20 protein-coding genes and 1 riboswitch are annotated in these 26,134 nt (G+C 68.2%); of the genes, 6 read left to right on the top strand and 14 right to left on the bottom strand.

The genetic code is table 11. From position 1 onward, the window contains the following. Positions 1-186 precede the first annotated feature (186 nt). Complete coding sequence (locus tag FB562_RS00250; RefSeq protein WP_141879306.1) at positions 187-780, top strand: phosphoribosylanthranilate isomerase; 594 nt, start codon at positions 187-189, stop codon at positions 778-780. A gap of 51 nt (positions 781-831) precedes the next feature. Here FB562_RS00250 and FB562_RS00245 read toward each other — a convergent pair whose 3' ends face one another. The 3 genes from FB562_RS00245 to FB562_RS00235 all read right to left on the bottom strand — a co-directional run bounded on the left by FB562_RS00245 (position 832) and on the right by FB562_RS00235 (position 4,698). Next, positions 832-1,713, bottom strand: coding sequence for a bifunctional methylenetetrahydrofolate dehydrogenase/methenyltetrahydrofolate cyclohydrolase (locus FB562_RS00245; RefSeq protein WP_141879305.1), 882 nt, complete (start codon positions 1,711-1,713; stop codon positions 832-834). Positions 1,714-1,932: 219 nt separating this feature from the next. After that, on the bottom strand, positions 1,933-3,231 hold the full coding sequence (gene glyA / locus FB562_RS00240) for a serine hydroxymethyltransferase (RefSeq protein ID WP_141879304.1): 1,299 nt from the start codon (positions 3,229-3,231) through the stop codon (positions 1,933-1,935). A 55-nt stretch (positions 3,232-3,286) separates the two neighbouring features. Then, positions 3,287-3,369, bottom strand: a riboswitch (ZMP/ZTP riboswitch). Between the two features lie 60 nt (positions 3,370-3,429). After that, complete coding sequence (locus FB562_RS00235) at positions 3,430-4,698, bottom strand: MFS transporter (protein ID WP_246081279.1); 1,269 nt, start codon at positions 4,696-4,698, stop codon at positions 3,430-3,432. Between the two features lie 129 nt (positions 4,699-4,827). Between FB562_RS00235 and FB562_RS00230 the strand changes: the two genes are divergently transcribed. Beyond that, positions 4,828-6,093 (top strand): MFS transporter, encoded by a 1,266-nt coding sequence (locus tag FB562_RS00230; protein ID WP_141879303.1) that lies wholly within the window; start codon positions 4,828-4,830, stop codon positions 6,091-6,093. 47 nt (positions 6,094-6,140) lie between these two features. On the opposite strand, the gene FB562_RS00225 is transcribed toward FB562_RS00230, so the two are convergent. Next, on the bottom strand, positions 6,141-6,719 hold the full coding sequence (locus tag FB562_RS00225; RefSeq protein WP_141879302.1) for a TetR/AcrR family transcriptional regulator: 579 nt from the start codon (positions 6,717-6,719) through the stop codon (positions 6,141-6,143). A gap of 69 nt (positions 6,720-6,788) precedes the next feature. Here FB562_RS00225 and FB562_RS00220 point away from each other — a divergent pair, with 69 nt between their 5' ends. From FB562_RS00220 to nagA, 3 genes are all read left to right on the top strand, one after another. Continuing rightward, complete coding sequence (locus tag FB562_RS00220) at positions 6,789-7,853, top strand: SDR family NAD(P)-dependent oxidoreductase (RefSeq protein WP_141879301.1); 1,065 nt, start codon at positions 6,789-6,791, stop codon at positions 7,851-7,853. A 60-nt stretch (positions 7,854-7,913) separates the two neighbouring features. After that, entirely contained in the window at positions 7,914-8,789 is an 876-nt protein-coding gene (gene purU / locus FB562_RS00215) for a formyltetrahydrofolate deformylase (protein ID WP_141879300.1), read from the top strand. A 66-nt stretch (positions 8,790-8,855) separates the two neighbouring features. Beyond that, entirely contained in the window at positions 8,856-9,989 is a 1,134-nt protein-coding gene (nagA, locus tag FB562_RS00210; protein ID WP_141879299.1) for an N-acetylglucosamine-6-phosphate deacetylase, read from the top strand. A gap of 212 nt (positions 9,990-10,201) precedes the next feature. On the opposite strand, the gene FB562_RS00205 is transcribed toward nagA, so the two are convergent. From FB562_RS00205 to FB562_RS00165, 9 genes are all read right to left on the bottom strand, one after another. After that, positions 10,202-10,957, bottom strand: coding sequence for a glucosamine-6-phosphate deaminase (locus FB562_RS00205; protein ID WP_141879298.1), 756 nt, complete (start codon positions 10,955-10,957; stop codon positions 10,202-10,204). After that, complete coding sequence (locus FB562_RS00200) at positions 10,950-11,960, bottom strand: ROK family protein (RefSeq protein ID WP_246081278.1); 1,011 nt, start codon at positions 11,958-11,960, stop codon at positions 10,950-10,952. The genes FB562_RS00205 and FB562_RS00200 overlap by 8 nt, the downstream gene beginning before the upstream one ends. Beyond that, on the bottom strand, positions 11,957-13,372 hold the full coding sequence (locus FB562_RS00195; RefSeq protein ID WP_141879297.1) for a glycoside hydrolase family 3 protein: 1,416 nt from the start codon (positions 13,370-13,372) through the stop codon (positions 11,957-11,959). Before FB562_RS00195 ends, FB562_RS00200 begins: the two co-directional genes overlap by 4 nt. Further along, positions 13,369-14,208, bottom strand: coding sequence for a carbohydrate ABC transporter permease (locus FB562_RS00190; RefSeq protein WP_141879296.1), 840 nt, complete (start codon positions 14,206-14,208; stop codon positions 13,369-13,371). The genes FB562_RS00195 and FB562_RS00190 overlap by 4 nt, the downstream gene beginning before the upstream one ends. After that, positions 14,205-15,092, bottom strand: coding sequence for a carbohydrate ABC transporter permease (locus tag FB562_RS00185; protein ID WP_246081277.1), 888 nt, complete (start codon positions 15,090-15,092; stop codon positions 14,205-14,207). The genes FB562_RS00190 and FB562_RS00185 overlap by 4 nt, the downstream gene beginning before the upstream one ends. 188 nt (positions 15,093-15,280) lie before the next feature. Further along, entirely contained in the window at positions 15,281-16,570 is a 1,290-nt protein-coding gene (locus tag FB562_RS00180) for an extracellular solute-binding protein (protein ID WP_141879295.1), read from the bottom strand. A 61-nt stretch (positions 16,571-16,631) separates the two neighbouring features. After that, complete coding sequence (locus FB562_RS00175) at positions 16,632-17,768, bottom strand: ROK family transcriptional regulator (RefSeq protein ID WP_141881001.1); 1,137 nt, start codon at positions 17,766-17,768, stop codon at positions 16,632-16,634. 136 nt (positions 17,769-17,904) lie between these two features. Further along, complete coding sequence (locus FB562_RS00170) at positions 17,905-19,038, bottom strand: threonine synthase (protein WP_141879294.1); 1,134 nt, start codon at positions 19,036-19,038, stop codon at positions 17,905-17,907. Positions 19,039-19,520: 482 nt separating this feature from the next. Continuing rightward, positions 19,521-23,147, bottom strand: coding sequence for a S8 family peptidase (locus FB562_RS00165; RefSeq protein ID WP_246081276.1), 3,627 nt, complete (start codon positions 23,145-23,147; stop codon positions 19,521-19,523). A 245-nt stretch (positions 23,148-23,392) separates the two neighbouring features. On the opposite strand from FB562_RS00165, the gene lhgO reads away from it, so the two are divergent. Next, entirely contained in the window at positions 23,393-24,601 is a 1,209-nt protein-coding gene (gene lhgO / locus FB562_RS00160; protein WP_141879293.1) for an L-2-hydroxyglutarate oxidase, read from the top strand. A gap of 166 nt (positions 24,602-24,767) precedes the next feature. Here lhgO and FB562_RS00155 read toward each other — a convergent pair whose 3' ends face one another. Then, positions 24,768-25,985: an NADP-dependent isocitrate dehydrogenase gene (locus tag FB562_RS00155; RefSeq protein WP_141879292.1), complete on the bottom strand. Its 1,218-nt coding sequence runs from the start codon at positions 25,983-25,985 to the stop codon at positions 24,768-24,770. Between the last annotated feature and the right edge of the window lie 149 nt (positions 25,986-26,134).

The raw sequence follows: 26,134 nt of genomic DNA, 5'->3' as shown, positions 1-26,134 counted from the left end.
CGTCGGCGCTGGTCGCGGTTTCGAGACGGTCGCGCCAGAGCGCGACCCCTCAACCGGCGGGGTTGGGTGCCCCTCTCACAACCGGGTGAAGTACGGCTATCGACTGCTCTGAGCGGCCCAGAGCATCCGTTTGGCGTACTCGAGGGCACCCACGCACGTCGGCGGGATGCGTGACAGAGTGGGAACATGTTCGCCAAGATCTGCGGCCTGCGCGAAGCCAGGCATGTGACGGCCGCCATCGACGCGGGCGCCGACGCGGTCGGCTTCGTGCTCACCGCAAGCCCGCGCTTCGTCACAGCATCCGAAGCGCGCGAACTCGTCGGCATTGCGGATGCGCGGGCACTGACCGTCGGAGTGTTCCGCCACGAGACGGTCGACGAGGTCGCGCGGCTGGCCGACGCATCCGGGGTCGCGGCCATCCAGGTACACGGCAAGCGCACGCGCGCTGAGATGTCGAAACTGGAACAGATCGGCCGCACGCTCATCCGCGCCGTGCCCTTCGACGACCCGTCGCTGGAAGAAGACTGGGGCGAGAACCTGCTGCTCGTCGACGCGCCGCGGCCCGGCTCCGGCGAAGCGTGGGACTACGCCGCCATGTCAGGGCTTTCGGAAGCGCGCGGCCGGTGGCTGCTCGCCGGCGGGCTCACCGCCGGCAATGTGGCTGCAGCGGTGACCGCCGCCAAGCCGTACGGCGTGGACGTGTCGAGCGGCGTCGAGACGGCGCCCGGCGTGAAGTCGACGGAGCTCATCCGGGCGTTCCTTGCGGCCGCGAAAGCCTGATCTCGTTGGTGAGGTTTCGAGACGCTCGTACCTCGCTCCTCAACCCACGGGTTACTCGGCGAGTTTCTCCGCGGCCTTGACCACGTTGGCGAGGAGCATCGCGCGCGTCATCGGGCCGACACCGCCGGGGTTCGGCGACAGGAAGCCCGCCACCTCAGCGACGGCCGGGTCCACGTCACCCGTCAGACGACCCTTGCCGGTCTCCTCGTCCTGCACGCGCGTGATTCCGACGTCGAGCACTGCGGCGCCCGGCTTCACCCAGTCGGGCTTGATCAGGTGTGCGACACCCACTGCGGCCACGACGATGTCGGCACGCCGCACCTCGGCAGCCAGATCGACCGTGCGCGAATGCGTCAACGTGACCGTCGCATCCAGCCCCTTGCGGGTGAACAGCAGCCCGAGCGGGCGGCCCACCGTGAGGCCACGCCCCACCACGGTGACATGCTTGCCGCTGATGGGCACGTCGTAGCGCTGCAGCATCTCCACGATGCCCGCGGGCGTGCACGGCAGCGGTGACGCCAGCTCGCCCTCGATGCCCAGCACGAGGCGGCCCAGGTTCGTCGGGTGCAGGCCGTCGGCATCCTTCGCCGGGTCGATGCGCTCCAACGCCGCATGCTCGTCGAGCCCCTTCGGCAGCGGAAGCTGCACGATGTAGCCCGTGACGGCAGGGTTCGTGTTCAGCTCGTCGATCGCGGCGGCGACATCAGCATCCGTCGCCGTCGCCGGCAGGTCGACGCGGATCGACTCGATGCCCACCTCCGCGCAGTCGCGGTGCTTGCCCGCCACATAGGAGCGCGAGCCGGGGTCATCGCCGACGAGCAGCGTGCCCAGCCCGGGCGTGATGCCGCGCGCCTTCAACGCCGCGATGCGGCTTGCCAGTTCAGCCTTGACAGCGGATGCCGTGGCGACGCCATCGAGAATCGTTGCGGTCATATGGTGCTTCCTCTCAGTCGCGAATGGCCATTCCTCACCCCAAGCACATTTTCTTAGGTCGAGGAATGACCTCTCGCGAAGTGCGGCGTGGGTCGGGATGGGTCGGGGTAGGTCTGGACGGGTCGGGGCTCGCGGACTAGCTGTCGCGAGTGGTCAATTTAGATCCCAACCACGAAATCTTGGGATCAAAATTGACCTCTCGCGGATGGTGGCGGGTGCCTACGCCCAGCTGCCCGGGCTCGTGAGGCCCGGGTAGAGCGGGAAGCCGTCGGCGAGCATCTCCACGCGGGCCCGCAGCGCCTCGATGTCGGGGTTCGGCATGAGCGCCTGCGCGATGACATCCGCCACCTGCGTGAACTCCTCGTCGCCGAAGCCGCGGGTCGCGAGCGCCGGCGTTCCGATGCGCACACCCGAGGGGGTGAGCGGCGGGCGCGGGTCGTTCGGCACCGAGTTGCGGTTCACGGTGATGCCGACGGAGTGCAGGATGTCTTCAGCATCCTTGCCGTGGATGGCCGAGTTGCGCAGGTCGACCAGCACGAGGTGCACATCGGTGCCGCCCGTGAGCAGGTCGATTCCGGCGGCCTTCGCGTCGGCCGCCATGAGGCGCTCGGCGAGGATCTTCGCGCCGCGCACGGTGCGCTCCTGGCGGTCCTTGAACTCGTCCTCCGCGGCGAGCTTGAACGCGGTCGCCTTCGCCGCGATCACGTGCATGAGCGGCCCGCCCTGCTGCCCGGGGAACACCGCCGAATTGATCTTCTTGGCGATCTCGAGGTCGTTGCTGAGGATGAAACCGGAGCGCGGCCCGGCGAGGGTCTTGTGGGCGGTGCTGCTCACGACATCCGCGAACGGAACCGGCGACGGATGCAGGCCCGTCGCGACGAGACCGGCGAAATGCGCCATGTCGACCCACAGCTTCGCGCCCACCTCGTCGGCGATCGCACGGAACGCGGCGAAGTCGAGCTGGCGCGGGTACGCCGACCAGCCGGCGATGATGACGGCCGGGCGCACGGCGAGCGCCTGCTCGCGCACGATGTCCATGTCGACGAGGTTCGTCTCCGGGTTCACACCGTACGAGTTCGCGTCGTACAGCTTGCCCGAGAAGTTCAGCTTCATGCCGTGGGTGAGGTGCCCGCCGTGGGCGAGTTCGAGGCCCAGGATGCGGTCGCCCGCGTTGGCGAGCGCCATCAGCACGGCCGCGTTCGCCTGTGCGCCCGAGTGCGGCTGCACGTTCGCGTAGCCGGCGCCGAACAGTGCCTTGGCGCGGTCGCGGGCGAGATCCTCCGCCACGTCGACGTATTCGCATCCGCCGTAGTAGCGACGGCCGGGGTAGCCCTCCGCGTACTTGTTGGTGAGCACCGAACCCTGCGCCTCGAGCACCGCGCGCGAGACGAAGTTCTCGCTGGCGATCATCTCGAGGGTCGAACGCTGGCGGCCGAGTTCCTGCTCGAGAACGCGCGCGATCTCGGGGTCGACACTCGACAGCGGGTCGGTGAATGAGGAGGGAAGTTTGTCGTTCATTGCTGGCTCCTTACGGCTGACATGTCCAAGGTACCGCGACGGCTGCCGCGGGGTCTCGGGCGGCCCAGGCGTACGGCCGCGTCGATGTCAGTCGCTCCCCGGTGGTTGCCCACCTCAACGCCAGTTGCGACCCTGCGATTCTAGCTGCGCGCATCCGCCGACCGCCAGCGGCTCCTACCGAAGCAGCAGGAAAGGGCGTCAGTGCTCGATCACGCGACGCGGGCGGATGCCTCGCAGAACCACATCGGAGACGATGACCGCCACGATCGAGAGCACGATGCAGCCGACCGCGATCGGGGCGAGCGAGCCGAGGCCCCACATGTCGAGCGCGATCGCGCCGACGAGCGCACCGCCACCGATGCCGATGTTGAACGCGGTCGTGTAGAAGGCGCTCGACAGGTCACGGATGCGCGCGGGCGCCGCATGCAGCACGCGCGTCTGCAGGAAGGTGGGCAGCATCCCGATCGCAAGCCCCCACAGGATGAAGGCTGCCGCGGCGAGCCAGAACACCTGCGGCCAGACGGCCAGGACGATGAGCGCGACGAGCAGCCCGGCGAGGGCGAGGTTGAGCCCGAGACGCGGGCGCGCACCCAACCACAGGGTGACGATGAGAACGGCGACGACACCCATGGCCCCATAGACGAACAGGGCGGGGCTGATGAGGTCACGGTCGAGACCCATGCCGCGTTCGAGGAACGGCGCGACGTAGGTGTAGAAGGTGTACTGCCCGACCATCGTGATGGCCGTGATGCAGCAGACGAGCACGACGGCGAGCGCCGACTGCTCCCGCCGGGGAGCCTTGCTCGCGGTCACCACGGTGGGCACGGCGCCCGTTCCGAAGCCGACGACGGCGACAGGCTCGGTGGGCGGATGCGGGGCAGCGTGATCGACCTTGGGCAGGAACCGGTAGACGATGAGCGCGCCGAGCACGGTCACCGCGGCGACGACACCGAAGGCGAGACGCCAGCCGAGGGCATGGCCGAGGGCGACACCGATGGGCACACCGAAGACGAAGGCGAGGGTTCCACCGCCGAGGGCGATCGCCACGGCCTTCGCGATCTGCTGCGGTGGCACGAGGTAGGCCGGGTAGGCGCCGACGACCGCCCAGAACAGGCCGTGCGCGAGGCCGCCCATGATGCGGGACACGACGAGCAGCTCGTAGTTGGGCGCGACAGCGGTGAGCACGGCACTGATGGCGAGGATGAGCAGCACCGTCACGACGAGCGTGTGCCGGCTGAAGCGACGGGTGAGGTGCGAGAGCACGGCGCTCGTGAGCACGACCGTGAACGCGAAGACACTCACCGTGAGGCCGATGAGCGACTCGCTCACACCGAGCTCTTCACTCATGTCGGGCAGCAGCCCGGTGGGCAGCATCTCGATGGTGACGCTCATGAAGGTCGCGACAGCGACGGTGACCATGGCGAGGTAGGGGAACTTGGGAGGGGAGACAGTTTCTGGCGCAGACACGCGACGGATCCGATCGAGGGGCTGTGGCGCGACGCCGCCAACGGGCCGTCGCAGAGCGCGGACGACCTGAGCAGTTTACAGTGCCACCCGCCGAACAGGCATGTCTTGGGCGACCCCTACTATCGACAAGTGAGTTCAGCAGCACCAGATGCAAACCCCACCCGCCTGCAGCGCCTCCGCGCGGGGGTCGCCGACCCTGTCCTGCGCATCCTCATCACGGCGGGCTTCGTGCTCACACTGGGCCGAGGCGTGTTCCTCACACTCACGGTTCTCTACTTCACCCTCATCGTCGGGCTCGGGGCGTTCGAGGTGGCCATCGTGCTGACGGTGTCGAGCGCGTTCGGTGCCGCAGCATCCGTCGTCGCAGGTCACCTCTCCGACCGCTACAGCTCGCGCATTCTGGTCGTGGTGTTCCAGATCCTCTCGGCGATCGCACTCACGAGCTACGTCTTCGCCGAGAACTTCTCGACCGCGCTGCTGCTCGCGTGCCTCTACTCGGTGACCTCGTCTGCCGCGAGCGCCGTGCGTTCGGCGATCATCGCCCGCGCCTTCGAGGGCGAGGTGCGGGTCAACGCCCGCGCCGTTCTGCACACCGTCACCAATGTGGGCATCGCTATCGGCAGCGCAGCGGCCGGGGTCGCCCTGCTCTTCAACACCCCGTTCGCCTTCCGCGCGACGATGGTCATCGCGGGTGTCGTCATCCTGGGCAGTGTGCTGCCGCTGCTGCGCCTGCCCGAGCGGGTCAACGCCTCAGCGCAGCCCACAACGGTGACGAGCGACACCGGCACGACGACTGCGATCGCCCCCGGCCGCTCGCCCTACCGCGACCCCCGCTACCTCGCGCTCACCGCCTTCGGCACCCTCTTCGGGCTGCAGTTCGGGCTGGCCGAGATCGGCATGCCGCTCTGGATCCTTCACCACACGGATGCCCCCATCAGCATGGTCTCGCTGCTGCTGATCGTGAACACGATAATGGTGATCGCGTTTCAGATCAGGGCAAGCCGAGGCACTAACGACGTTCGCCACGCGGGCAACATCGTCGCCGTCGCCGGGCTCCTCATGGCGGGCGCGTGCGGCATCTACGCGGCATCCGGCTACGTCAGCTTCTGGTTTGCCATCGTGTTCCTCCTCATCGCGACCCTCGCGCACAGCCTCGCCGAAGTGCTCGGAACGAGCGGGCAGTGGGGCCTCAGCTTCGAGCTCGCAGACCAGCGCAGGGCGGGCGCCTACCAGGGCGTGTACGGACTGAGCTGGCCGGTGTCGGCGATGCTCTCGCCGCTCATCATCACGGCCGCCGTCAGCAACGGGGTGCTCGGCTGGGCCGGGCTCACCGCCCTGCTCCTGCTCGCCACATTCGGCACCTGGGCGATCTCGCGGCGGGCGCTGCGAGGCTGACCTGTCGAAGCGTCCAGTCGGGCGCTGGGTTCAATCGGGCGCTGGGTTCAGTCGGCGCGGTGTTCAATCGGCGCTGAGGCGAACGCTGGCCACAGCAGTGCCTTCGCCCTCCGCACCATGCCAGCCCGCAGCTCGGCGTCACCGTGCGTGAGCGTGCTCGCGAGCATCGAGATGGCGATGACGACATCGTCAGCATCGACCGACGTGTTTATGTGACCGGCCGCGCGCTCTCGGGCAACCAGAGCATCCGCTGCCCCACGGATGCGGGCTGCGAGCTGGACGACACGCTCGTCGTCGCGGTCGGCGACGATCATGTCAATGAAGGCCGACGACACGAGAACCTGCTCGATGATGAGGTCGAAGAGGCCGTCGAGGGTTCCGTCAGGCGATTCGGCGTGAGCCTCGATGACGCGGATGTTCTCATCGAAGACGGCGACGGCGAGCGCGGTGCGATCCGGGAAGTGGCGGTAGAGGCTGCCCTGCCCGACACCCGCCTTCTTGGCGACGGCGCTGAAGGGCGTGGAGTAGCCCGAGACGGCGTAGACCTCGCGGGCGGCGGCGATGAGGGCGCGGCGATTCTCGGGACCAGCGGCGGGTCCTCGGTTCTCTTTCGCTTGTGCGGCCACGGGTGTAGCCTAATAGCGGACAGAGTTGTCCGGTTAGTTGACATCCCCACCCACGAAAGCAGGGAACCCATGGCAGACACCACACTCTCCGGAGACTCCTCCATCGCACAGTGGCTCGACCACCCCACCGGCGGCGCCATCCTCCGCGACATGCTCGCCCAGAACGGCCAGTCGGCCGACGTCTTCCGCCCCGTGCGCAAACTCGCCATCAAACGCCTCGTCAAGCTCAGCCGAGGCAGCTTCACACAGGAGATGATCGACGGACTCGTCGCGCGCGTCGAAGCCGGTGACGTGCCCGCCGAGCAGCCAGCCACCGCAAGCAGCACGACTGAAGAGGCGCCCGCCGCCGAACGCCCCGCCGTTGAACGCCCCGAATGGGTCGAGCGCATCGACGCCGGGCGCTTCACCGGCAAGACCGTCATCGTCACGGGCGCAGGCTCCGGGATCGGCCGCGCCACAGCATCCCGCGTCGCCCGCGAAGGCGGCCACGTCATCGCCGTCGACATCTCAGCGGAACGCCTCGCCGAGTTCGCGGACGAGCTCGCCGGCTCGAACATCGTCACCGTCTCGGGTGACATCAGCGACGACGCCTCCGTCGCCGCCATCATCGCGGCAGCAGGCGACCGCATCGACGCTCTCGCCAATGTCGCCGGAATCATGGACGACATGACCCCCGTCGGCGACGTCAGCGACGCCGTCTGGGATCGTGTGTTCCGCATCAACGTCACCGGAACCATGAAGCTCATGCGCGCCGTCCTGCCCAAGATGCTGCCCTCCGCCACCGGCTCCATCGTCAACGTCGCATCCGAGGCAGCCCTGCGCGGCTCCGCCGCAGGCGCCGCCTACACGGCGTCCAAGCATGCCGTCGTCGGCCTCACCAAGAGCAGCGCCTACATGTACGGCCCGAGCGGCATCCGCGTCAACGCCGTCGCGCCCGGGCCCACCATCACGAACATCGAAGCCAACTTCGGTTCACCGCTCGGCGAAGAACGCGTGCGCACAGGCATGGCGATCATGCCGGATGCGGCCGAAGCCGACGCCCTCGCCGCATCCATCACCTGGCTGCTCAGCGACGATTCCGTCAACGTCAACGGCGTCACCGTCGCCTCCGACGGCGGCTGGTCGGCCGCGTAGCCAACCATGCGGGGCGGCGTCATGCGCGGTGCCGCCCCGCGCCACAAGTAGGGTGTTCTCGTGAACACGCTCTCCGCATCCGCCCCCGACAGCACCCACTGGGTGCTCACGATCGTCTGCAACGACCGCCCCGGCATCGTGCACGCCATCAGCGGGGCGATCGTCGAAGCCGGCGGAAACATCACCGAATCGCAGCAGTTCTCGAGCCTCGACACCGAACACTTCTTCATGAGACTGCAGGTCGAATCGGCCGCGAGTCGCGAACAGTTCGAAGCCTCCCTCGCCCCCGTCGTCGCCCGCTACGACATGGCCTGGCACCTCGACATCGTCGGGCGCCCGCTGCGCACGCTCGTACTCGTCTCCAAGGCGGCGCACTGCCTCAACGACCTGCTCTTCCGCGAGCGCGCCGGCCAGCTGCCCGTGCACATGCCGCTCGTGCTCAGCAACCACAACGACCTCGCCGGCCTGGCCGAGTTCTACGGCGTGCCGTTCGAAACGCACGCCGTGACATCCGCCGGCCAGAAGCTCGCCTTCGAAGACCGCGTGATGGATGCCGTCGAGCAGCACGACATCGAACTGGTCGTACTCGCCCGCTACATGCAGATCCTCTCCCCCGAACTGTGCGAGCGACTCGCGGGGCGCATCATCAACATCCACCACTCCTTCCTGCCCGGCTTCAAGGGCGCCAACCCGTACCGGCAGGCGCACGCGCGCGGCGTGAAACTCATCGGCGCGACCGCCCACTTCGTCACCAGCGACCTCGACGAGGGGCCCATCATCGAACAGAACGTGGTGCGCGTCGACCACTCGCGCAGCCCCGCCGAGCTCGTCGCCATCGGGCAGGACGAAGAGAGCCGCACCCTCACGCAGGCCGTCAAGTGGTTCGCCGAGAACCGGGTGCTGCTCGACGGGCAGCGCACCATCATCTTCAAGTAGCACCGACAGGGCGGATGCCCGGGGCGGCACCCCAGGAACACGAGCATGCGTCGCTAGGGTTGCACCATGACGACGGTGTTCCACAGTGCCCACAAGGTCGACGTCGACGGCGAAGTCGACGACTTCTGGATGCTCGTCGACGGCGACACGATCACACAGACCGGCAGCGGCGAAACCCCCGACGCAGACACCTCCATCGACCTCGCCGGCACCACCCTCACCCCCGGCTTCATCGAACTGCACTGCCACGGAGGCGGCGGCAACACCTTCGACGACGGGCCCGACGAGATCGAGCGGGCGCTGCACACGCACCGCATGCACGGCACCACCCGCACCCTCATCAGCCTCGTCTCCAACCCCATCGCCATGCTCCGCGACAGCCTCGGGACCGTCGCCGCACTCACGGAACGCGACCCGCTCATCCTCGGCTCCCACCTCGAAGGGCCATACCTGAGCGCGGCCAGACGCGGCGCACACAACCCAGAACACCTCCGCGAAACCGACCAGCTGGAACTCGAAGGGCTCCTCGAAGCCGCCCGCGGAACACTCCGGCAGATCACCATCGCGCCCGAACGGGACGGTGCACTCGACGCCATAGAACGCCTCGTCGGCGCGGGCGTCGTCGTCGCCCTCGGCCACACCGAAGCCGACTACATCACCGCCCGCGAAGCCTTCGACCGCGGCGCCACCCTGCTGACGCACGCCTTCAACGCGATGCCCGGCATCCGCCACCGCGCGCCCGGCCCGATCATCGCCGCATTCGGCGACCCGCGCGTCACCATCGAACTGATCCTCGACGGCATCCACGTGCATCCGGATGTCGCCCAACTCGCCTTCATCTCCGCCCCCGGCAGAATCGCACTCGTCACGGATGCGATGGCTGCGGCAGGCTCAAGCGACGGCGACTACCGGCTCGGCTCACTCAACGTGTCAGTGCGCGACGGGCGCGCCCTGCTCAGCGGCACCAACACCATCGCCGGCTCCACCCTCACCCAGGACGAAGCACTGCGCTGCGCCATCGAGACCGTCGGCATCGCGCCCTCCGACGCGGTTGCCGCCGTCACAGCTACGCCCGCGCGGGCACTCGGGATCGACGAGCGGTACGGGAGGCTCGCGCCCGGCTACGCGGCCGACGCCGTCGTCTTCGAAAACGGCTGGCAGGTCGAACAGGTGTGGGCAGGCGGGGCGCGGCTGCGGTAGCCGGTCGCCCCTGGTTGCTCGGGGGCCTGGTCTCGAGACTGGCGCGGCAGACCGCACCACTTCGACCAGCAAGCTACCCGCGGGCCTGGTCTCGAGACTGGCGCGGTAGACCGCACCACCTCGACCAGCGGGCTACGCAACCATGGCACGCAGCGGCATTGCATGAGACCGATCGTGAAGCGATTCGATCATCTCCGGCGGAGGCCGCTGCGCTACAGCTTGTTGTCCCAGGCCTCGCGGTAGTAGTCGGCGAAGCGCAGACCCGATGCGGCAGCCTCGTCCACGAGAACCGTCACCCGCGGGTGCAGCTGCACCACCGAGCCGGGCGTCGACGCACTCACCGGACCCTCCAGAGCTGCCGCCACCGCAACCGCCTTGTTCTCGCCGAAAGCGAGCAGAACGAGGTGCCGTGCGCGCAGGATCGTGCCGAGCCCCTGCGTGATGCAGTGCCGCGGCACCTCCTCCAGAGTGTCGAAGAAGCGGGCATTGTCGATGCGGGTCTGATGCATGAGCGTCTTCACACGTGTCGACGAGGCGAGCGAGGAGCCCGGCTCGTTGAAGGCGATGTGGCCGGTCGCGCCGATGCCGAGCAGCTGGAGGTCGACGCCGCCGGCCTCTTCGATGGCGCGCTCGTAGCGCTCGCCGGCCCCCGCATCCGTGCCGTCGTCGCCCGGAACGCGCACCAGCTGCGGGTTCAACCCGAGCGGCACGACCGCCTCGCGCTGGATGACCGAATAATACGACTGCGGATGCCCCGGCTCGAGGCCCACATACTCGTCGAGCGCGAAGCCCCTCACCCGCGAAAGGTCATGCCCCCTCGTGGCGAGCGCACGGTACGTCGTGAGCGGCGTGGAGCCGGTGGCGAGGCCGAGCACGGCATCCGGCCTCCCGCCCACGAGAGCCTCGATGGCGTCGGCCGCGATCTCCCCCGCCGCCTCCGCGCTCTCCACGATGATGACCTCAGCCATTGACCCCCGCCTCCGCGTCAGGGCGCTGAGTTGCGCCGAAATGCTCTTCATCATCCCGGGGAACAGCACTTCGGGGCAAGTCACGGGCGGCCGGCTCGCCGATCCAGGCGGCCCCGAGTGCGGCGACGGGCGCGTCGCCCGGCAGCAGCATCATCCGCTCACGCAGTTCCAGTGAGGCGATGAACGGTGACGACGCCGCCCAACCGTCGAACACCTCGCCGACCCCGTCGACGATGCGCTCGCCCAGGCGGCTGATGCCGCCACCCACGACGACCGCGTCGACATCCACGGTGAGCACCAGGATGCGCACGGCCGACGCGATGCCGTCGAACAGGCGACGCCGGATGTCCACAGCCCGCCGGTCGCCCGCATCGGCCGCATCGAGAACGGCGCTGACCGCATTCGGTTCGCCCGTCCCCCACTGCCGGGCGATGCCCGAGCCGGAGGCCATGACCTCCAGCCCGCCCGGCTGCCCGTCGAGGTCGAGCGGCCCCTTCGGGTCGACCAGAATATGTCCGATCTCGCCCGCCGCGCCGCGCGATCCCCGCCACAGCCGGCCGTCGAGCACGAGGCCGGCCGCCAGTCCGGTGCCCAGATTCAGGTAGCCGATCGAGTCGGTGCCGGGGCGCCCGAGCAGGTGGAACGCCCCCAGCGCTGCCGCATTCACATCGTTCTCGACGCGCACGCCGTAACCCACGGCATCCGCGACTCTCTGCCCCAGTTCGAGACGTTCGACGCCCAGGTTGAGGGCATGCGAGACGGTGCCCGCGACGGGGTCGACCGTGCCGGGGGTGCCGATGCCGATGGGCACGCCGGGTGCTTCCAGTCGCGAGATCGCGTCCAGTGTGGATGCGACGACGCCGTCGGGGCCGAAACCGGTCGGGATGCGAATCTGCCGCACGATGGTGCCGCCGCCATCGAGCAGAACCGCCTCGGTCTTGGTGCCGCCGATGTCGACGCCGAGGCGGGCATCCGCCGGCACCGCCGCAGTGCTCCCTGTCACAGTGTTCCCTCCAGCCACGCGTCGAGCGCGCGGCCCACATGCCCGGATGCGCCGAAGGTGGCGACATCCGCATACTTCCTGTCGTCGGCGGGCCAGCCCATGTCGACGACGATCGTCGACGGATGCTGCTGCCGCAGCGCATCCGCAAGCTCCAGCACCCACGGGTGCAGGTGGTTGTCGCGGCCGACGAGCACCGGCTGGCCGTCGATCTGGGGCAGCGGCTGCCCCTCCCGTATGCGCAGCCCCCCGGCGGGCCCCCACGGCACCTGGCCGACGGCGGCGTTCGCGGTGGACTCGGTGACGATCACCGTGCGGCGCTTCTGCGGCGTGACGCCGGGGCGCACATCGAAGACGGCCGCGGTTCGTGCGAGCGGAAAGTCGGGGGCGGCCGGGGTCTGTTCCTGCGGGGCGCGCGCCTCGCTCGTTTCGCGCGCCTCCGCCAGCTCGTGGCCGAGCGCTGTCGTGCGCTCCGCCGCATCCGCCAGGCGCGTGGCCTCGAGCGCACCGTCGGCAATGGCTGTGGTGAAGGCCCGCTCGATCTCGGCGATCTGCGCATCCGTGTTGCGGGTTCCGATGCAGAGCAGATCGCAGCCGGCCGCGATCGCCCGCACGGCCGCCGCCGGGATGCCGATGTCGCCACTCGCGCCCGCCATGTCGAGCGCGTCCGAGACGATGACGCCGCCGAAGCCGAGCTCCTCACGCAGCAGACCCTGCAGGATGCGCCGCGACAGGGTCGCAGGGTTGTCGGGGTCGAGCTGCGGCAGCAGGATGTGCGAGGTCATGATCGTCTTCGTGCCCGCGCCGATCGCGGCAATGAACGGCACCAGTTCCCGCTCGCGCAGCTGCTGCAGCGAGCGGTCGACGACCGGCAGCGCCAGATGCGAGTCCTGCGCCGTGTCGCCGTGACCCGGAAAATGCTTCACGCTGGCGGCGACGCCCGCGGCCTGCAGACCGCGCGTCCAGGCGACCGTGTGCCGGGCCACGAGCTGCGGCTCCGCCCCGAAACTGCGCACGCCGATCACCGGATTGCGCGGATTCGAATTGGTGTCGGCATCCGGAGCGAAATCGAGGTTGCAGCCGACCGTGCGCAGCTGCTCGCCGACCGACACCGCGACCTGCGCCGTGAAAGCCTCGTCATCGATGCGGCCCAAGATGGCGTTGCCGGGGAACGGGGACCCTTGCGAATAGAAGAGCCGCGTGACGTCTCCGCCCTCCTCATCGATCGCAATGAGAGCATCCGGATTCGCCTCGAAGATCGAATCGCAGAGGGCACGCAGCTGCGCGGGCGCAGCGATGTTCTCGCCGAAGACGCACACTCCGCCGAGGCCCGCACGCAGCCGTGCGGCCAGCCAGTCAGGCAGCTCCAGCCCGACGAAACCGGGCATGAGCACGGCCAGAGGGTTCGCGGTCATCCCTTCACCGCCCCACTGACGAGACCCGAGGTGAGTCGGCCCTGCACGATGAGGAAGAAGATGATCACGGGGACCGCGACAAGAGTGGATGCGGCCATCACCTGACCCCAGTCGGTCGCGCGCGTCGCGCTCGCCTGCACGAAGCCGCGCAACCACAGCGGCAGGGTCTGGGAGGCCTCAGCCGGCAGCAGAACGAGCGCCACCGTGAACTCGTTCCAGGCCTGCAGGAACGCATATACGCCGCTGGCTATGAGGCCCGGCGCGAGCAGCGGGAAGGTTATGCGAAGGAACGCCTGCGTGCGACTCAGGCCGTCGACCATCGCCGCCTCCTCCAGATCGACCGGGATGCCGGTGACGAAACCGCGCAGCATCCAGATCGTGAACGGCACGACGGCCGCGATGTAGATGATGCTGACCCCGCCCACCGAATTGAGCAGGCCGACACTCGACATCATCTTGTACTGCGCGATGAACAGGCCCTCCGCCGGCAGCATCTGCACCAGCAACACCGCGACGATGAACGACTTGCGCCCCCGGAAGCGGAACCGGCTGATCGCCACCGCCGCGAAGAACGCGAACACGAGACAGAAGAACACGGTGATGAGCGTGATCGCCACGCTCATGCCCAGAGCGGAATAGAAGTCGCCGTCAGCGAGCGCCGCCGTGAAATTGTCGAGCGAACCGCCGAACGGGATGAACGTGGGGATGAACGACTCCAGCCGCGACGTCGGCAGCAGCGAGGAGTTCACCATCCAGTAGACCGGGAACACCCAGCCGAGGGCGATGACCACGGCAAGCGCGCTCCACAGCGTCCTGACTACAGTCGAGCGCCTCATGCCTCCTCCTCCCTCAACAGGCTGCGCACATAGAACCAGCTCAGTGCGATCGTGATCGCCAGCACCAGAATGGAGACGGCGGATGCCATCCCGAAGTCCTGCGCGCGCGTACCCAGCTTGTAGATGTACGTGCCCAACAGATCGAAAGCCCCCGACTTCGAGCCCGCATCCTGCAGCATCGTGATCTGCGTGAACACCCTCAGATCCCAGATCAGCTGCAACAGGAACACGATCATGATCACCGGGCGGATCATGGGCAGGATGATCTCACGCAGGCGCTGCCACGGGGTCGCGCCATCGATCTGCGCCGCCTCCAACACCTCATCGGAGACCTGCGTGAGCCCGGCATAGGCGGAGAACGCGACGAACGGCACCGACATCCAGAGCACAATGATGCCGGCCACGATGAAGAACGTCGTCGGCGTCTCCAACCAGTTGAACCGGTTCATGTCGACGCCAGGCACCAGATCGAGCAGATAGTTGACCACGCCGCGACGGCGATCGAACAACCAGATCCACACCGTCATCGCCGCCACCACCGGCATCGCCCACGCCAACAGCAACGCCACCTGCAGGATGAGCCGGGCCGTCTTCGTGACCACCGTCATCAGCAGCGCCAACAGCATGCCGATGACAAGCGTCACCGTCGCCGTCACCACACAGAACAGCAGCGAACGCGCGACGACGCCCCACAGCTCGGCATCCGCGAACAGCGTCACATAGTTGTCAACGCCGACGAACGACGCCGGCTTGCCGAACTGCTGCTGGATGCCGAACTTCTGCAACGAGGTGACCACCTGCCACACGAGCGGGTAGCCCATGCCCAGCAGCAGGATGAGGATCGCCGGAAGCAGAAGCACCTGCGGGGTGAAAGTCCGCTTCACGGCGGCCCTCCTCTCTGTGTCAGTTGTGTTGATCGTGGGTGCGGTTCTGCGGGTTGAGGAGGCCGAGGAACGAGGCCGTCTCGAAACCTCGCCCGCGAGCGACCCTTGGGTGGGTCTCGAGACGATCGCGCTGGGGCACGATCCCTCAACCGGCGGGGTGGGCCCGCCGGTTGAGGGGCACGGGGCCGCTAGTCGTTCAGCAGCGGCGTGATCTTCTCGTCGTACTCCGCGGCGAGAGCCTTCACGTCTCCGCCTCCAGCGACCTTGCCGAAGAACTCCTCCAGCAGACCCGAGCCCTCGACCGCAGCCCAGCCGGGTGCGGCAGGCGTCAGCTTCGACCCTGCGGCCGACTCCGCGAGCGCCTTCGCGAACTGGTCGTCACCGAGCGAGCCCGTGTAGTCGAGGTTGGCCGGCCCGAGACCGTTCTCGCCCAACATGTTCTGGTACTTCTCGCTGAAGATGATCTTCAGGAGCTCCTTCGACGCATCCTGATTCTTACTGGCCGCCGAGATGGCGATGTTGGAGCCGCCGGCGAACACGGGGGCGATTCCTCCGCCAGCGCCGGGGAGCGCGAACACGCCGAACACGTCGTCATTCCAGGTGGCGACCGTCTTCGTGTCGTCCTCGGGGTCGGGGGCGAGGTCACCGATCGACCAGTGCGCCCAGCCGGGTGCGATGATCGTGGCCGACTCGGGGGCTCCCGTCGACTCGTTGTCGTTGATGTTCACCCACGGCGTGCTGTCCGCCTCGGTGACCGGCGCATTCGAGGCATCCTGGAACAGCGCCTGGAACTGCTCGAGCCCCTTCACCGTCTTCGCATCGGAGAGCGATGACGCCCACTCGCCGCCATCCTTCATAGCAAGGTCGCCGCCGTTCGCGAAGACCCAGGAGACGCCATTACGCCAGTCCTCGCCGCCGATGTAGAAGCCCGACTGGTCGTCGCTCTCCAACTCGGCGACCGTCGCGTTGAACTCCTCGAGCGACGTCGGAACGGTCTTGCCCGCCGCAGCCCAGATGTCCTTGCGGTAGAACACGTAGCGCGAACCGAAGTAGTACGGCAGCGCATAGTTGGCGCCGTCGACAACACCCGCCTCCACGAACGACGGCAGCAGGCTGTCGCCGCCGAGCTCCTCATACATGTCGCTGAGGTCGCTGAATGCACCCGCATTGGTGAACGTGGGCGACCACGTGTTTCCGATCTCCACGACGTCGGGGGTATTCTCGGCGTCGGGGAGCGCCGTGGTGAGCTTTGCGATCGCATCGCCCCACGCCTGCTCCTCGATGGTAAGGGTGCCCCCGGTCGCGTCTGCGTACTCTGTCTTAAGGAAGTCGCGCAGCGTGTCCGGGGTGTCACCGCCCATCAGCCACAGGGTCACGTCCTTGCCGCCCGCATCCTCTGCCGGTGCCGTGGTGGAGCATCCGGCCAGAATGAGAGCCGCGGTGGCTGCTGCGGCAACCACTCCAAGCGTCTTCTTCATGTCTTTTCCTTCGTTTCTTGGTGCCGTGGGTGCGACCGGGTGACCGCATCCTGTGCCCGGGTCAGGAAACCCCGAGCTGCCCCGAGAGGACCATTGCGGCAGCGCCGCGCACAACGATGTCCTCGCCGAGGGTGGTCATGCGCACGATCAGCCCACTGTGGAACTCGGCCATGGTGCGCGCTGCGAACGTCTCGATTGTGGCCTCCATGAGGGGGCCGTCGAGAAGCTCTGCCGGACCGCTGAGCACGACCTCGGCGAGGTCGAGCGCTCCGACGACGGGAGCGAGGGCGATACCGAGGTGCCGCCCCGCCTCCCGAAGAATGGGGTCTGTGGAGTTGCCGGATGCCCGGGCCGCCGAGATGGCCGCGTCGAGCCGGGGCGTCGCCAACCAGGTCTCGAGGCATCCCTTCTTGCCGCACACGCAGTCGGCCCCGCCGTGGGTGCCGACGACGACATGGCCGAGCTCGCCGGCGGCGAAGCGGCTGCCGCGCAGCAGCGAACCGCCGAGGAGCAGGCCTGCGCCGACACCGTGACCGACCTTCACGAGCATCATGTCGCTGTCGGCGCCGCCGAAGCTGTGCTCGGCAAGAACGGCCGCGTTGGCGTCGTTGGCGACAAGCACGGGCAGTGCGAGACGGGATGCGAGAGTCGCCTGCAGCGGTTCGTCACGCCACCCGAGGTTGGGCGCGGCGAGCACGACGCCGGCGAGATCGACGACGCCGGGCGAGCCGACCCCGACGCCGAGGATGGGGGCGGTCGCCTGCGCTATGAGACCTTCGGCGAGCGCCACGACCTTGGCGGTGGCGTCGGCACCGGTGCTGCCCGCGAGCGGCACCTCGGCGCGCGCGATCACGCCGCCGTCGAGATCGAGGAGGGCGCCCCGGAAGATCTCGAAGGCGCTGAGGTCGAGGCCGACGATCTGGTACGCGCCGCGGTTGAGATCGAGCAGGGTGGCGGGCTTGCCGGGCCGGCTGCCCTCGCGCTGCCCGAGCTCGATGATGAGGCCCTCGGCCATGAGCTCGGCGACGAGGTCGGAGACGGTGACGCGGGTGAGGCCCGTCTCGCGGGCGACGTCGGCGCGACTGCGTTCGCCCGCCCGGTAGAGGGTCTGGAGTACGAGGGAGCGGTTGTGACTGCGGGCGTGCTCAGGCAGCACTTTCGTGGTGGGGCGCAACGCCCGGCCCGTCATGAACTCCATCGTCATGTTTGTTAGTAAAGCTTACGAACAAATTAAATGCAAGCAACGATTTGGCATCCGTCGTGCCTTTTTCAGGAGAAGTTGCGCGGGGGAGGTTTCGAGACGCTCCTTCGTCGCTCCTCAACCAGCGAGTTATTCAGCCCTCGAGAATGGCGCGCATCGACTCGGCCGCCTTCAACCCCGAGCCGCTCAGCACCGCCACCACGCGCTGCCCCGCCACGATCGCACCGCGCCGCGCGAACTCCGGCAGCGCGGCCGCCACGAGTGCGCTCGTCGGCTCGGCGTACAGGCCGCACGCAGCCAGCATCCGCACCGCCGGGGCGATGTCGCGCTCCGCGACCGCGACCATGTCCCCGCCCGAGGTGCGCACCGCATCCAGAACCTCCCTGTCGCGCACGGGCCGCGCAATCGACGTACCCTCGGCGAGCGTCGGATGCCACGAACCCGGCTGCACCTCGGCGGCGCCGGCATCGAAGGCCCGCACCAGGGGGCCACAGTTCTCGGGCTGCGCGACCAGCAGCCGCGGCATCCGCTCGATGGCCCCCGCCCGCAGCAGCTCGCCGAAGCCGATCGAGCAGCCGAGCACGAGGCTGCCCGCGCCGGCCGGCAGCAGAACGGCGTCCGGCGCGACGAATCCGAGGTCCTCCCAGATCTCGTAGGCGAGCAGTTTGGTGCCCTGCAGAAAGAACGGATGCCAGTTGTGGCTCGCATAGAACCGCCCGGCCGACTGCCGCACGGCCTCGTCAGCCGTCGCCTGGCGCGGCCCCGGGACGAGTTCGAGCTCGGCCCCATGCATTCGCGACTGCAGCGTCTTCGCCGCAGACTTCGACTCCGGCGCCAGAATCTTCGCCCGGATGCCCGCCGCAGCCGCGTAGGCGGCGATCGCGGCCCCGCCGTTGCCGCTGCTGTCCTCGAGCAGCTCGGTGACACCCTGCTGCGCGAGCAGAGCCACCATGACGGATGCGCCGCGGTCCTTGAAGCTGCCGCTCGGGTTGAACCATTCGGGCTTCACGAGCAGCTCGGCGCCCGGCGGGAGGCCGGGCAGCTCCGCCGCGAGCAGCGGGGTGCAGCCCTCGCCCAGCGACAGGGGAACCAGCGGAAGAGGCAGTGCCGCGGCGTAGCGCCAGTGCGAGCGCACGGTCGTGTCAATGTCGGTCCGGCCGATGCCGGGCAGCGCGGTCACCATGAGCGGCGAGCCGTCGTCGCCGCGCCAGCGCGGCTGCTCGATGGGGTAGCTCTGGCCGTCGCGGCCGATCAGCGCAGCCGTCATGCGCGTGCTCCCCTCGTCTCTGTGTCGTTACCTTTCCTCATCCTATGGAGCCCCGAACATCCGCCCCACACATCGCGAGTGGTCACTTCTCACCCCACCCCGCCCACCCTTAGGGCAAGAAATGACCACTCGCGCGAGAACACGAGACACGAGAACACACACCCGATGCCACCGCACCCGAGTCAGTGCACCCGAGTCAGTGCGCGAGTGGTCACTTCTCACCCCACCCCGCCCACCCTTAGGGCAAGAAATGACCACTCGCGCGAGAACACGAGACACGAGACACGAGACACGAGACACGAGAACACGAATCCACACACCGGATGCCATCGCACCGGATGCCATCGCACCCGAGTCAGTGCGCGAGTCAGTGCGCGAGTGGTCACTTCTCACCCCACCCCGCCCACCCTTAGGGCAAGAAATGACCACTCGCGCTCAGGGTGTGACCCCACGAGCACCGGAGACTCGCGCGAAGGCGCCCGTTACAGCACGATCCAGAGCAGCTGCTTCGTGCTCTTCGACGGCGCCACGGAGGAGTCGGCCGGCACGAACTCAGCCTGCACGTAGTGGAAGCCACGGCTGATCTTCTTCAGCGTCGTCTTGACGGTGCCATTGTCCGAAGCATCAAGGGCCACTTCGGCCACCTTTCTGCCGTCGACCGTGACGATGACGGTGCCTGCCTGCGGCGCCCCGACATCCGTCGTCACCTTCACGGTCGCGGTGACCTTCTGGAAGGAGAACGCGATGGGGGTGCTCAGCTTGAGCGACGTCTTCGAGTCGACGACGATGACGACGGACTCGGATGCGGCACTCGCGCTCGGCAGCCCCTCCTTCGACGCGGTCACGACGACGGAGATGGCGGCGCCCTGGTCGGCCTTGGTCACCCTGTAGCGCTTGCCCGTCTCGCCGGCGATGTCGACGCCGTCACGCTGCCACTGGTAGGCGAACGCGAGGCCCTCGACATCCCATTCACCCGGGTCGGCCACGAGTCGGGAACCGACGTGAGGCTCACCCGACACGCTCGGGGCCACCGTGTTCACGGGCGCTCCCGGCTCTGCGCCTTCGAGCGTCGTGACGCTGATCGCGGTGCTCGCGCCCGTCTCGCCGTAGGCGATGAGGCCCAGATAGCTGGAGAACGGCGCCAGCCCCGACCACGATGCGCGGTAGGTGACGGGCTCGCCCTGCACGCCTGCGAGCACGGCCGGTTCGAGGGTGAGCGGCTCGCCCGCCGCAGCCACCGCGAAGGTGGTGAGGTCGAACGCGGTCGGCGGGTTGGCCGAGTAGATGGATGCGATGACGAGGTAGTCGCCGGGCGTCGGCTCGGCGAGGTCGACGCGCTCGTCTGCCGAGCCTGTCGCTGACTGCCAGCCGGCGACGGGCGTGCCCGAGGCATCCAGCAGGTAGACGATCAGGTCGAGGTCGGCGCTGTCGTCGATCGAGTCGAGGTCGAAGCGGGCGAACGCGGTGCCCTCCGGCACGACGATCGAGTACTGGAACTCGTCGCCGTTGGTGCCGGAGCCGGAGTGTTCCGTCTCCGTGCCGGTGGGGTCGGCCTGCAGTACGCCTGCGGTGAGGCCGGTCGTCGTCAGCGGGATCTCGCCGTCGCCGCCGGGGGTGACCGTCACGTCGACCGCGCCGGTGGTGCCGGTGCCGTCGACGCCGGCGGGTGCCACGATCGTGACGGGCCGGATGGCGACGGGGCTGTGCACCACGGTGTCACCGCTGGTCCAGTTGAGCGCACCGCTCGTGAACTGGTCGAGCGGGGCATCCGTTCTGGTGAATGTGACCTCGTAGCTCTGGCTTTCGCCGGCCGCGCCGAACGTGAGCGTCGACGGCGACACTGTCGCGTCGATACCGGGCACGCTGATCTCGGCGGTGAATGTTCCGGCCTGCGTGGCCGTGACGGTGCGCGTGACCGTCTCGGTGCCCGTGAGCGAGCCGATGGCGATGGATGCGAGGTTCAGGTTGCTGGGGTCGATCGCCTCAACAGACGGGTCGAGCACGTCGTAGCCTGCGCCCTCGATGTACGACAGCCAGTCGGGCACGTCGTTCAGGTAGAGCAGGCCTGGCTCGAAGAAGCGGGTCGGGTCGACCTCGCCGGCCCCCTGTGTGAAGGGGTCGGTGACGGATGCTCCGTCGCCGTCCACCGTGTCGTATGCGGTGGTCATCATGGCCGATTTCACTTCTGCGGGTGTCGCGTTGGGCCGCTCGCCCAGGTACAGCGCCGCGAGCCCGGTGATGTGCGGGGCCGACATGGAGGTTCCGGAGAGGAACTGGTAGCTGGGGTCTGCGCCTTCGGCGTTGGCTCCTGCCGCGAGGATTCCGACGCCGGGTGCCGCGATGTCGGGCTTCAGGATGTCGCTGCCGTCAGCCTCGACGGGTCCGCGCGACGAGAAGCCGGCGACCTGCGGGGTGGGCGACTGGTACTCGGTGTCGTTTCCGGGGGTGAGTGTTGCCGTCGCGCCGGCGGTCGCGGCGTACGCGGTGACCGCCGCGTGGAACTGCGCGTCGAGATGCACGGTGGGCACCGAGTGGGTGTCGAGGTCGGTGGAGCTCGGCGCCGGGTTGATGAGCACCATGCCGATGCCGCCGACCCTGGCGACCTCAGCAGACTTGTCGACCCTGGCGCTGACGCCGCGGTCACACACGATGATCGCGCCGGCGGCGAGCGCCGGGTCGAGCGAGTCGGCGAGGCACAGCTCGGGGGTGGCCACACCGGGCAGGGCGACGGCTGCGGCGAGCACGAGCGGCCCACTCACGGGCTCGACGCCCTCGGCGCGGTCGACGGTCGAGGAGGCGCCCGGGTAGGCACTCCCGTCACCCAGGTCGACTGTCGCCTCGTAGTTGGGGATGGTGGATGCCGCGACGGTGGTGATCCACGGGGCCGCGTTGTCGAGGGTCGAGGCTCCGGGGCCGGAGTTGCCCGCTGACGCCGAGACGAAGACGCCAGCCGCGGCCGCGCCGAGGAATGCCTGATCGGTCGGAGAGACGGTGCTCTGCGCCGCGCCGCCGCCGATGGAGTAGTTGATGACGTCGACGCCGTCGGCCACCGCCTGGTCGATTGCCGCGAGCAGGTCTGTTGTCGCGCATCCGTCGTCTGCGGTGTCGTGGGGGTCCTGCCCGGTCCAGCACACCTTGTAGGCGGCGACCTTGGCTGCGGGTGCGACGCCAGAGAAGGTGCCGAAGTCGGCCGGGCCGGAGGGGATGTCGATGGTCGCGGGGGTGTCGAGGTTTCCGGCGGCGGTGCTCGCCGTGTGCGAGCCGTGGCCGTCGCCGTCGCGCGGCGACACGTACTCGCCGAGGGACGCGTCACCGAGGTTGCCCTGGCCGAAGCCTGAGACGAAGTAGCGTGCCGACACGATCTTGGTGCTGCAGTCGTCGGCCGTGAACTGCTCGCCCACGACGCAGCTGCCCGTGAAGGTTCCGCCGTCGGACTTGGCGAAGCGGATGCTCTCACCGTCGCGATACGGTTCGGCCCCCGGCGCGGTGCCGAGTGCGTCCCCGGCGAAGGCGGGGTTCTCGGGGGCGATGCCGGTGTCGAGCACTCCGACGACGACGCCTTCGCCCGCGTTCTCGGCTCCGCCGGTGGCCGCCCAGACTCCGTCGGCGCCTTCGAGGCCGAGGAACTCGGTGGAGCGCTGCGGGGTGGCCGTCACATGCTTGAGCTCGTCGGGCACGAGCGAGGCGACGTTCTTGTTCGCCGCGAGTTCGGCGGCCTGCTCCGCGGTGAGCACCGCCGAGAAGCCGTTGCTGGCGAGCGTGTACGAGTACTCGATGTCGGCGCCGACCGATGCGGCGGCGGTGGCCTGCTGCTCTTCGAGGTAGCTGCTGTAGCTCTGCACGGCCTGGCGTCGCGGGTTGAGCTGCTCGCCCTCCGGGGGCGTCGTGGCGTCGAAGCCGCGCACGCCGCCGTCGTAGGTGGCGACGGCCTGGTCGACCATGCTCACGATGTAGCGGCCGGGCGTGAAGGTGGTCTGCCCTCCGGAGCCTATGGATGCGGGCACCGCTGATGCTGCGAGCGCCCCACCTCCCATGAGCGAGGTTGCGATGAGCGCGAACGCCGCGACCGCGGACGCTGTTGTGGTGGATGCTGCCCGGCGAAGTCTCACGGAGTTCTTCCTGTCTCGAGAGGGTGCTCTGCGGCCAGGCGGATCACGTCGGCCAAGGGCACTCTAAGCACGAATACACCCCCATTAGGGGGGGCTTAAGGGTGACTTGTTACCAATCCGTGACATCCTGTCCCCCTTTGTGCGGACAATCCGGGGTGCAATTCGGGCATGCGGCGGATGCGAGGCCCGCCCTACACTCGGATCAGGACGGCGACGATCAGGACTGCGGCGGTGAGGACCCACTGATGGCTGTGAAGACCGGGATCATCGGTGGCGGCATCGTCGGAATCGCGCTCGCCCGCGAGCTCACCCGGCTCGGCGACGAGGTCGTCGTCTTCGAGAAGGAATCGGGGCTGGCCCGGCACCAGACGGGCCACAACTCCGGCGTCGTGCACGCAGGCCTGTATTACGCGCCCGGATCGCTCAAGGCGACCCTGTGCGCGGCGGGCCGCGTCTCGATGCGCGAGTTCTGCCAGGAGAAGGGGCTGCCGTACCGCGAGGTCGGCAAGCTCGTCGTCGCGGTCGACGAGTCGGAGCTCCCCGCTCTCGCCGAGATCGAGCGGCGTTCCATCGAGAATCGCGTGCCCGACCTCGCCCGCGTCGAGGGCGTCGAGCGCCTGCGCGAGATCGAGCCGCACGTCGCCGGTATCGCGGCCGTGCATTCCCCGCACACCGCAATCGTCGACTATGCCGCCGTCACGGAGGCCATGGGGCAGGATGCCCTCGCATCCGGTGGCAGCATCCTGCTCGGTCAGGAGGTCACCGGGATGCGCCTCGAGAACGGCCGGGTGCGGGTCGTGACCTCGCAGTCGGAGCAGCTGTTCGACCGCGTCATCGTGTGCGCGGGCCTGCAGTCGGATGCCGTGGCTCGCTTCGTCGGAGCAGACCCGTCGCCCAAGATCCTTCCGTTCCGTGGCGAGTACTGGGAGCTGACTCCCGACCGCACCGATCTCGTCAACGGCATGATCTACCCGGTGCCCGACCCGCGCTTCCCCTTTCTCGGGGTGCACTTCACCCGCGGCGTCTACGACACCGTGCACATGGGCCCGAACGCTGTTCCTGCGCTCGCGCGCGAGGGCTACGACTGGCTCACGATCTCCGTCAAGGACACTTGGGAGTCGCTCATGTGGCCCGGTGCGTGGCCCCTCGCGAAGCAGCATTGGCGGATGGGCGTCGACGAGATCAGCGCGTCACTGATCAAGCGCCGCATCTACACCAAGGCCCGCCGGTTCATCCCCGAGCTGCGGATGCGCGACCTCAGCCACAAGGGAGCCGCCGGCGTGCGCGCCCAGGCGTGGGGGCGCGGCGGCGAGCTGGTCGACGACTTCGCCGTCGACCAGGTGGGGCCCGTCACGCTGCTGCGCAACGCGCCCTCGCCCGCGGCGACCTCGTCGATCGCGATCGCGCAGTACGTGCTCGAGCATTTTCTCGGTACGCCTGCCCCACCACGGTGACCACACTCGGGTTTGAGTGGCCACTCTTCGCCCCAACTGTGGCCGCATAGGGCGAAAGATGACCTCTCACCTCGAACAGGGGCGCGGATGACCACCGCGAGCGCACAGGAGAAGGCCCCCGCATCCGAGTGATGGATGCGGGGGCCTTCGACGTGCGGGAGGCGGGTTACGCCGCCATGCGCGCCTTGAGGTTCTCGTCGAGCGTCGCGAGGAACTCCTCGGTCGTCTCCCACTTCTGCTCAGGGCCGACCAGAAGCGCGAGGTCCTTGGTCATGTGACCGGCCTCAACCGACTTGATGACGACATCCTCGAGGGTGAGGCTGAAGTCGATGAGCTCCTGGTTGCCGTCGAGCTTGCCGCGGTGCGCGAGGCCGCGCGTCCAGGCGTAGATCGAGGCGATCGGGTTCGTCGAGGTGGGCTTGCCCTGCTGGTGCTGGCGGTAGTGACGCGTGACGGTGCCGTGCGCGGCCTCCGCCTCGACGACCCTGCCGTCTGGCGTCGACAGAACCGACGTCATGAGGCCGAGCGAGCCGAAGCCCTGCGCGACCGTGTCGGACTGCACGTCGCCGTCGTAGTTCTTGCAGGCCCAGACGTAGCCGCCCTCCCACTTCATGGCGGATGCCACCATGTCGTCGATGAGGCGGTGCTCGTAGGTGAGGCCCGCAGCCTCGAACTGCGCCTTGAACTCGGTCTCGTAGATCTCCTCGAAGATGTCCTTGAAGCGGCCGTCGTAGGCCTTCAGGATGGTGTTCTTGGTGGAGAGGTACACGGGGTAGTTGCGGCTGAGGCCGTAGTTGAGCGAGGCGCGAGCGAAGTCGACGATCGAGTCGTCGAGGTTGTACTGGACCTGCGCGATGCCGTCGCCGGGAGCGTCGTAGACCTCGAACTTCATCGGCTCTGAGCCATCCTCCGGCGTGAACTCCACCGTGAGCTTGCCCTTGCCCTTGAACAGGAAGTCGGTGGCGCGGTACTGGTCGCCGAAGGCGTGGCGACCGATGATGATCGGCTTGTTCCAGCCGGGCACGAGGCGCGGGATGTTGGAGATGATGATGGGCTCACGGAAGATGACGCCGCCGAGGATGTTGCGGATGGTGCCGTTCGGCGACCGCCACATCTTCTTGAGGCCGAACTCCTCGACGCGGGCCTCGTCGGGGGTGATGGTGGCGCACTTGACGCCGACGCCGTGCTTCTGGATGGCGTGGGCCGCGTCGATGGTGATCTGGTCATCCGTCTCGTCACGCTTCTCGATGCCGAGGTCGTAGTACTCGAGGTTCACGTCGAGATAGGGGTGGATCAGGGTGTCCTTGATCTTCTGCCAGATGATGCGTGTCATCTCGTCGCCGTCGAGTTCGACGACCGTGCCTTCAACCTTGATCTTTGCCAATGGGTTCTTCCTCTCGTAGGGCCGCATACATCATACCCGCCCTGAGCAACTGTCTTGACGTCGAGATAGTTGTACCCCATTGCGTGCGGCGGAGGGCATCCGTTCACGCTCCGTTCACCTGTTGTTAACCAACAACAGACCCCCCGATC

Origin of the sequence: Homoserinimonas aerilata (assembly GCF_006716125.1) — a bacterium.
GTDB classification, from domain to species: Bacteria; Actinomycetota; Actinomycetes; order Actinomycetales; family Microbacteriaceae; genus Homoserinimonas; species Homoserinimonas aerilata.
This window is presented reverse-complemented; position numbering and strand designations above follow the sequence as displayed.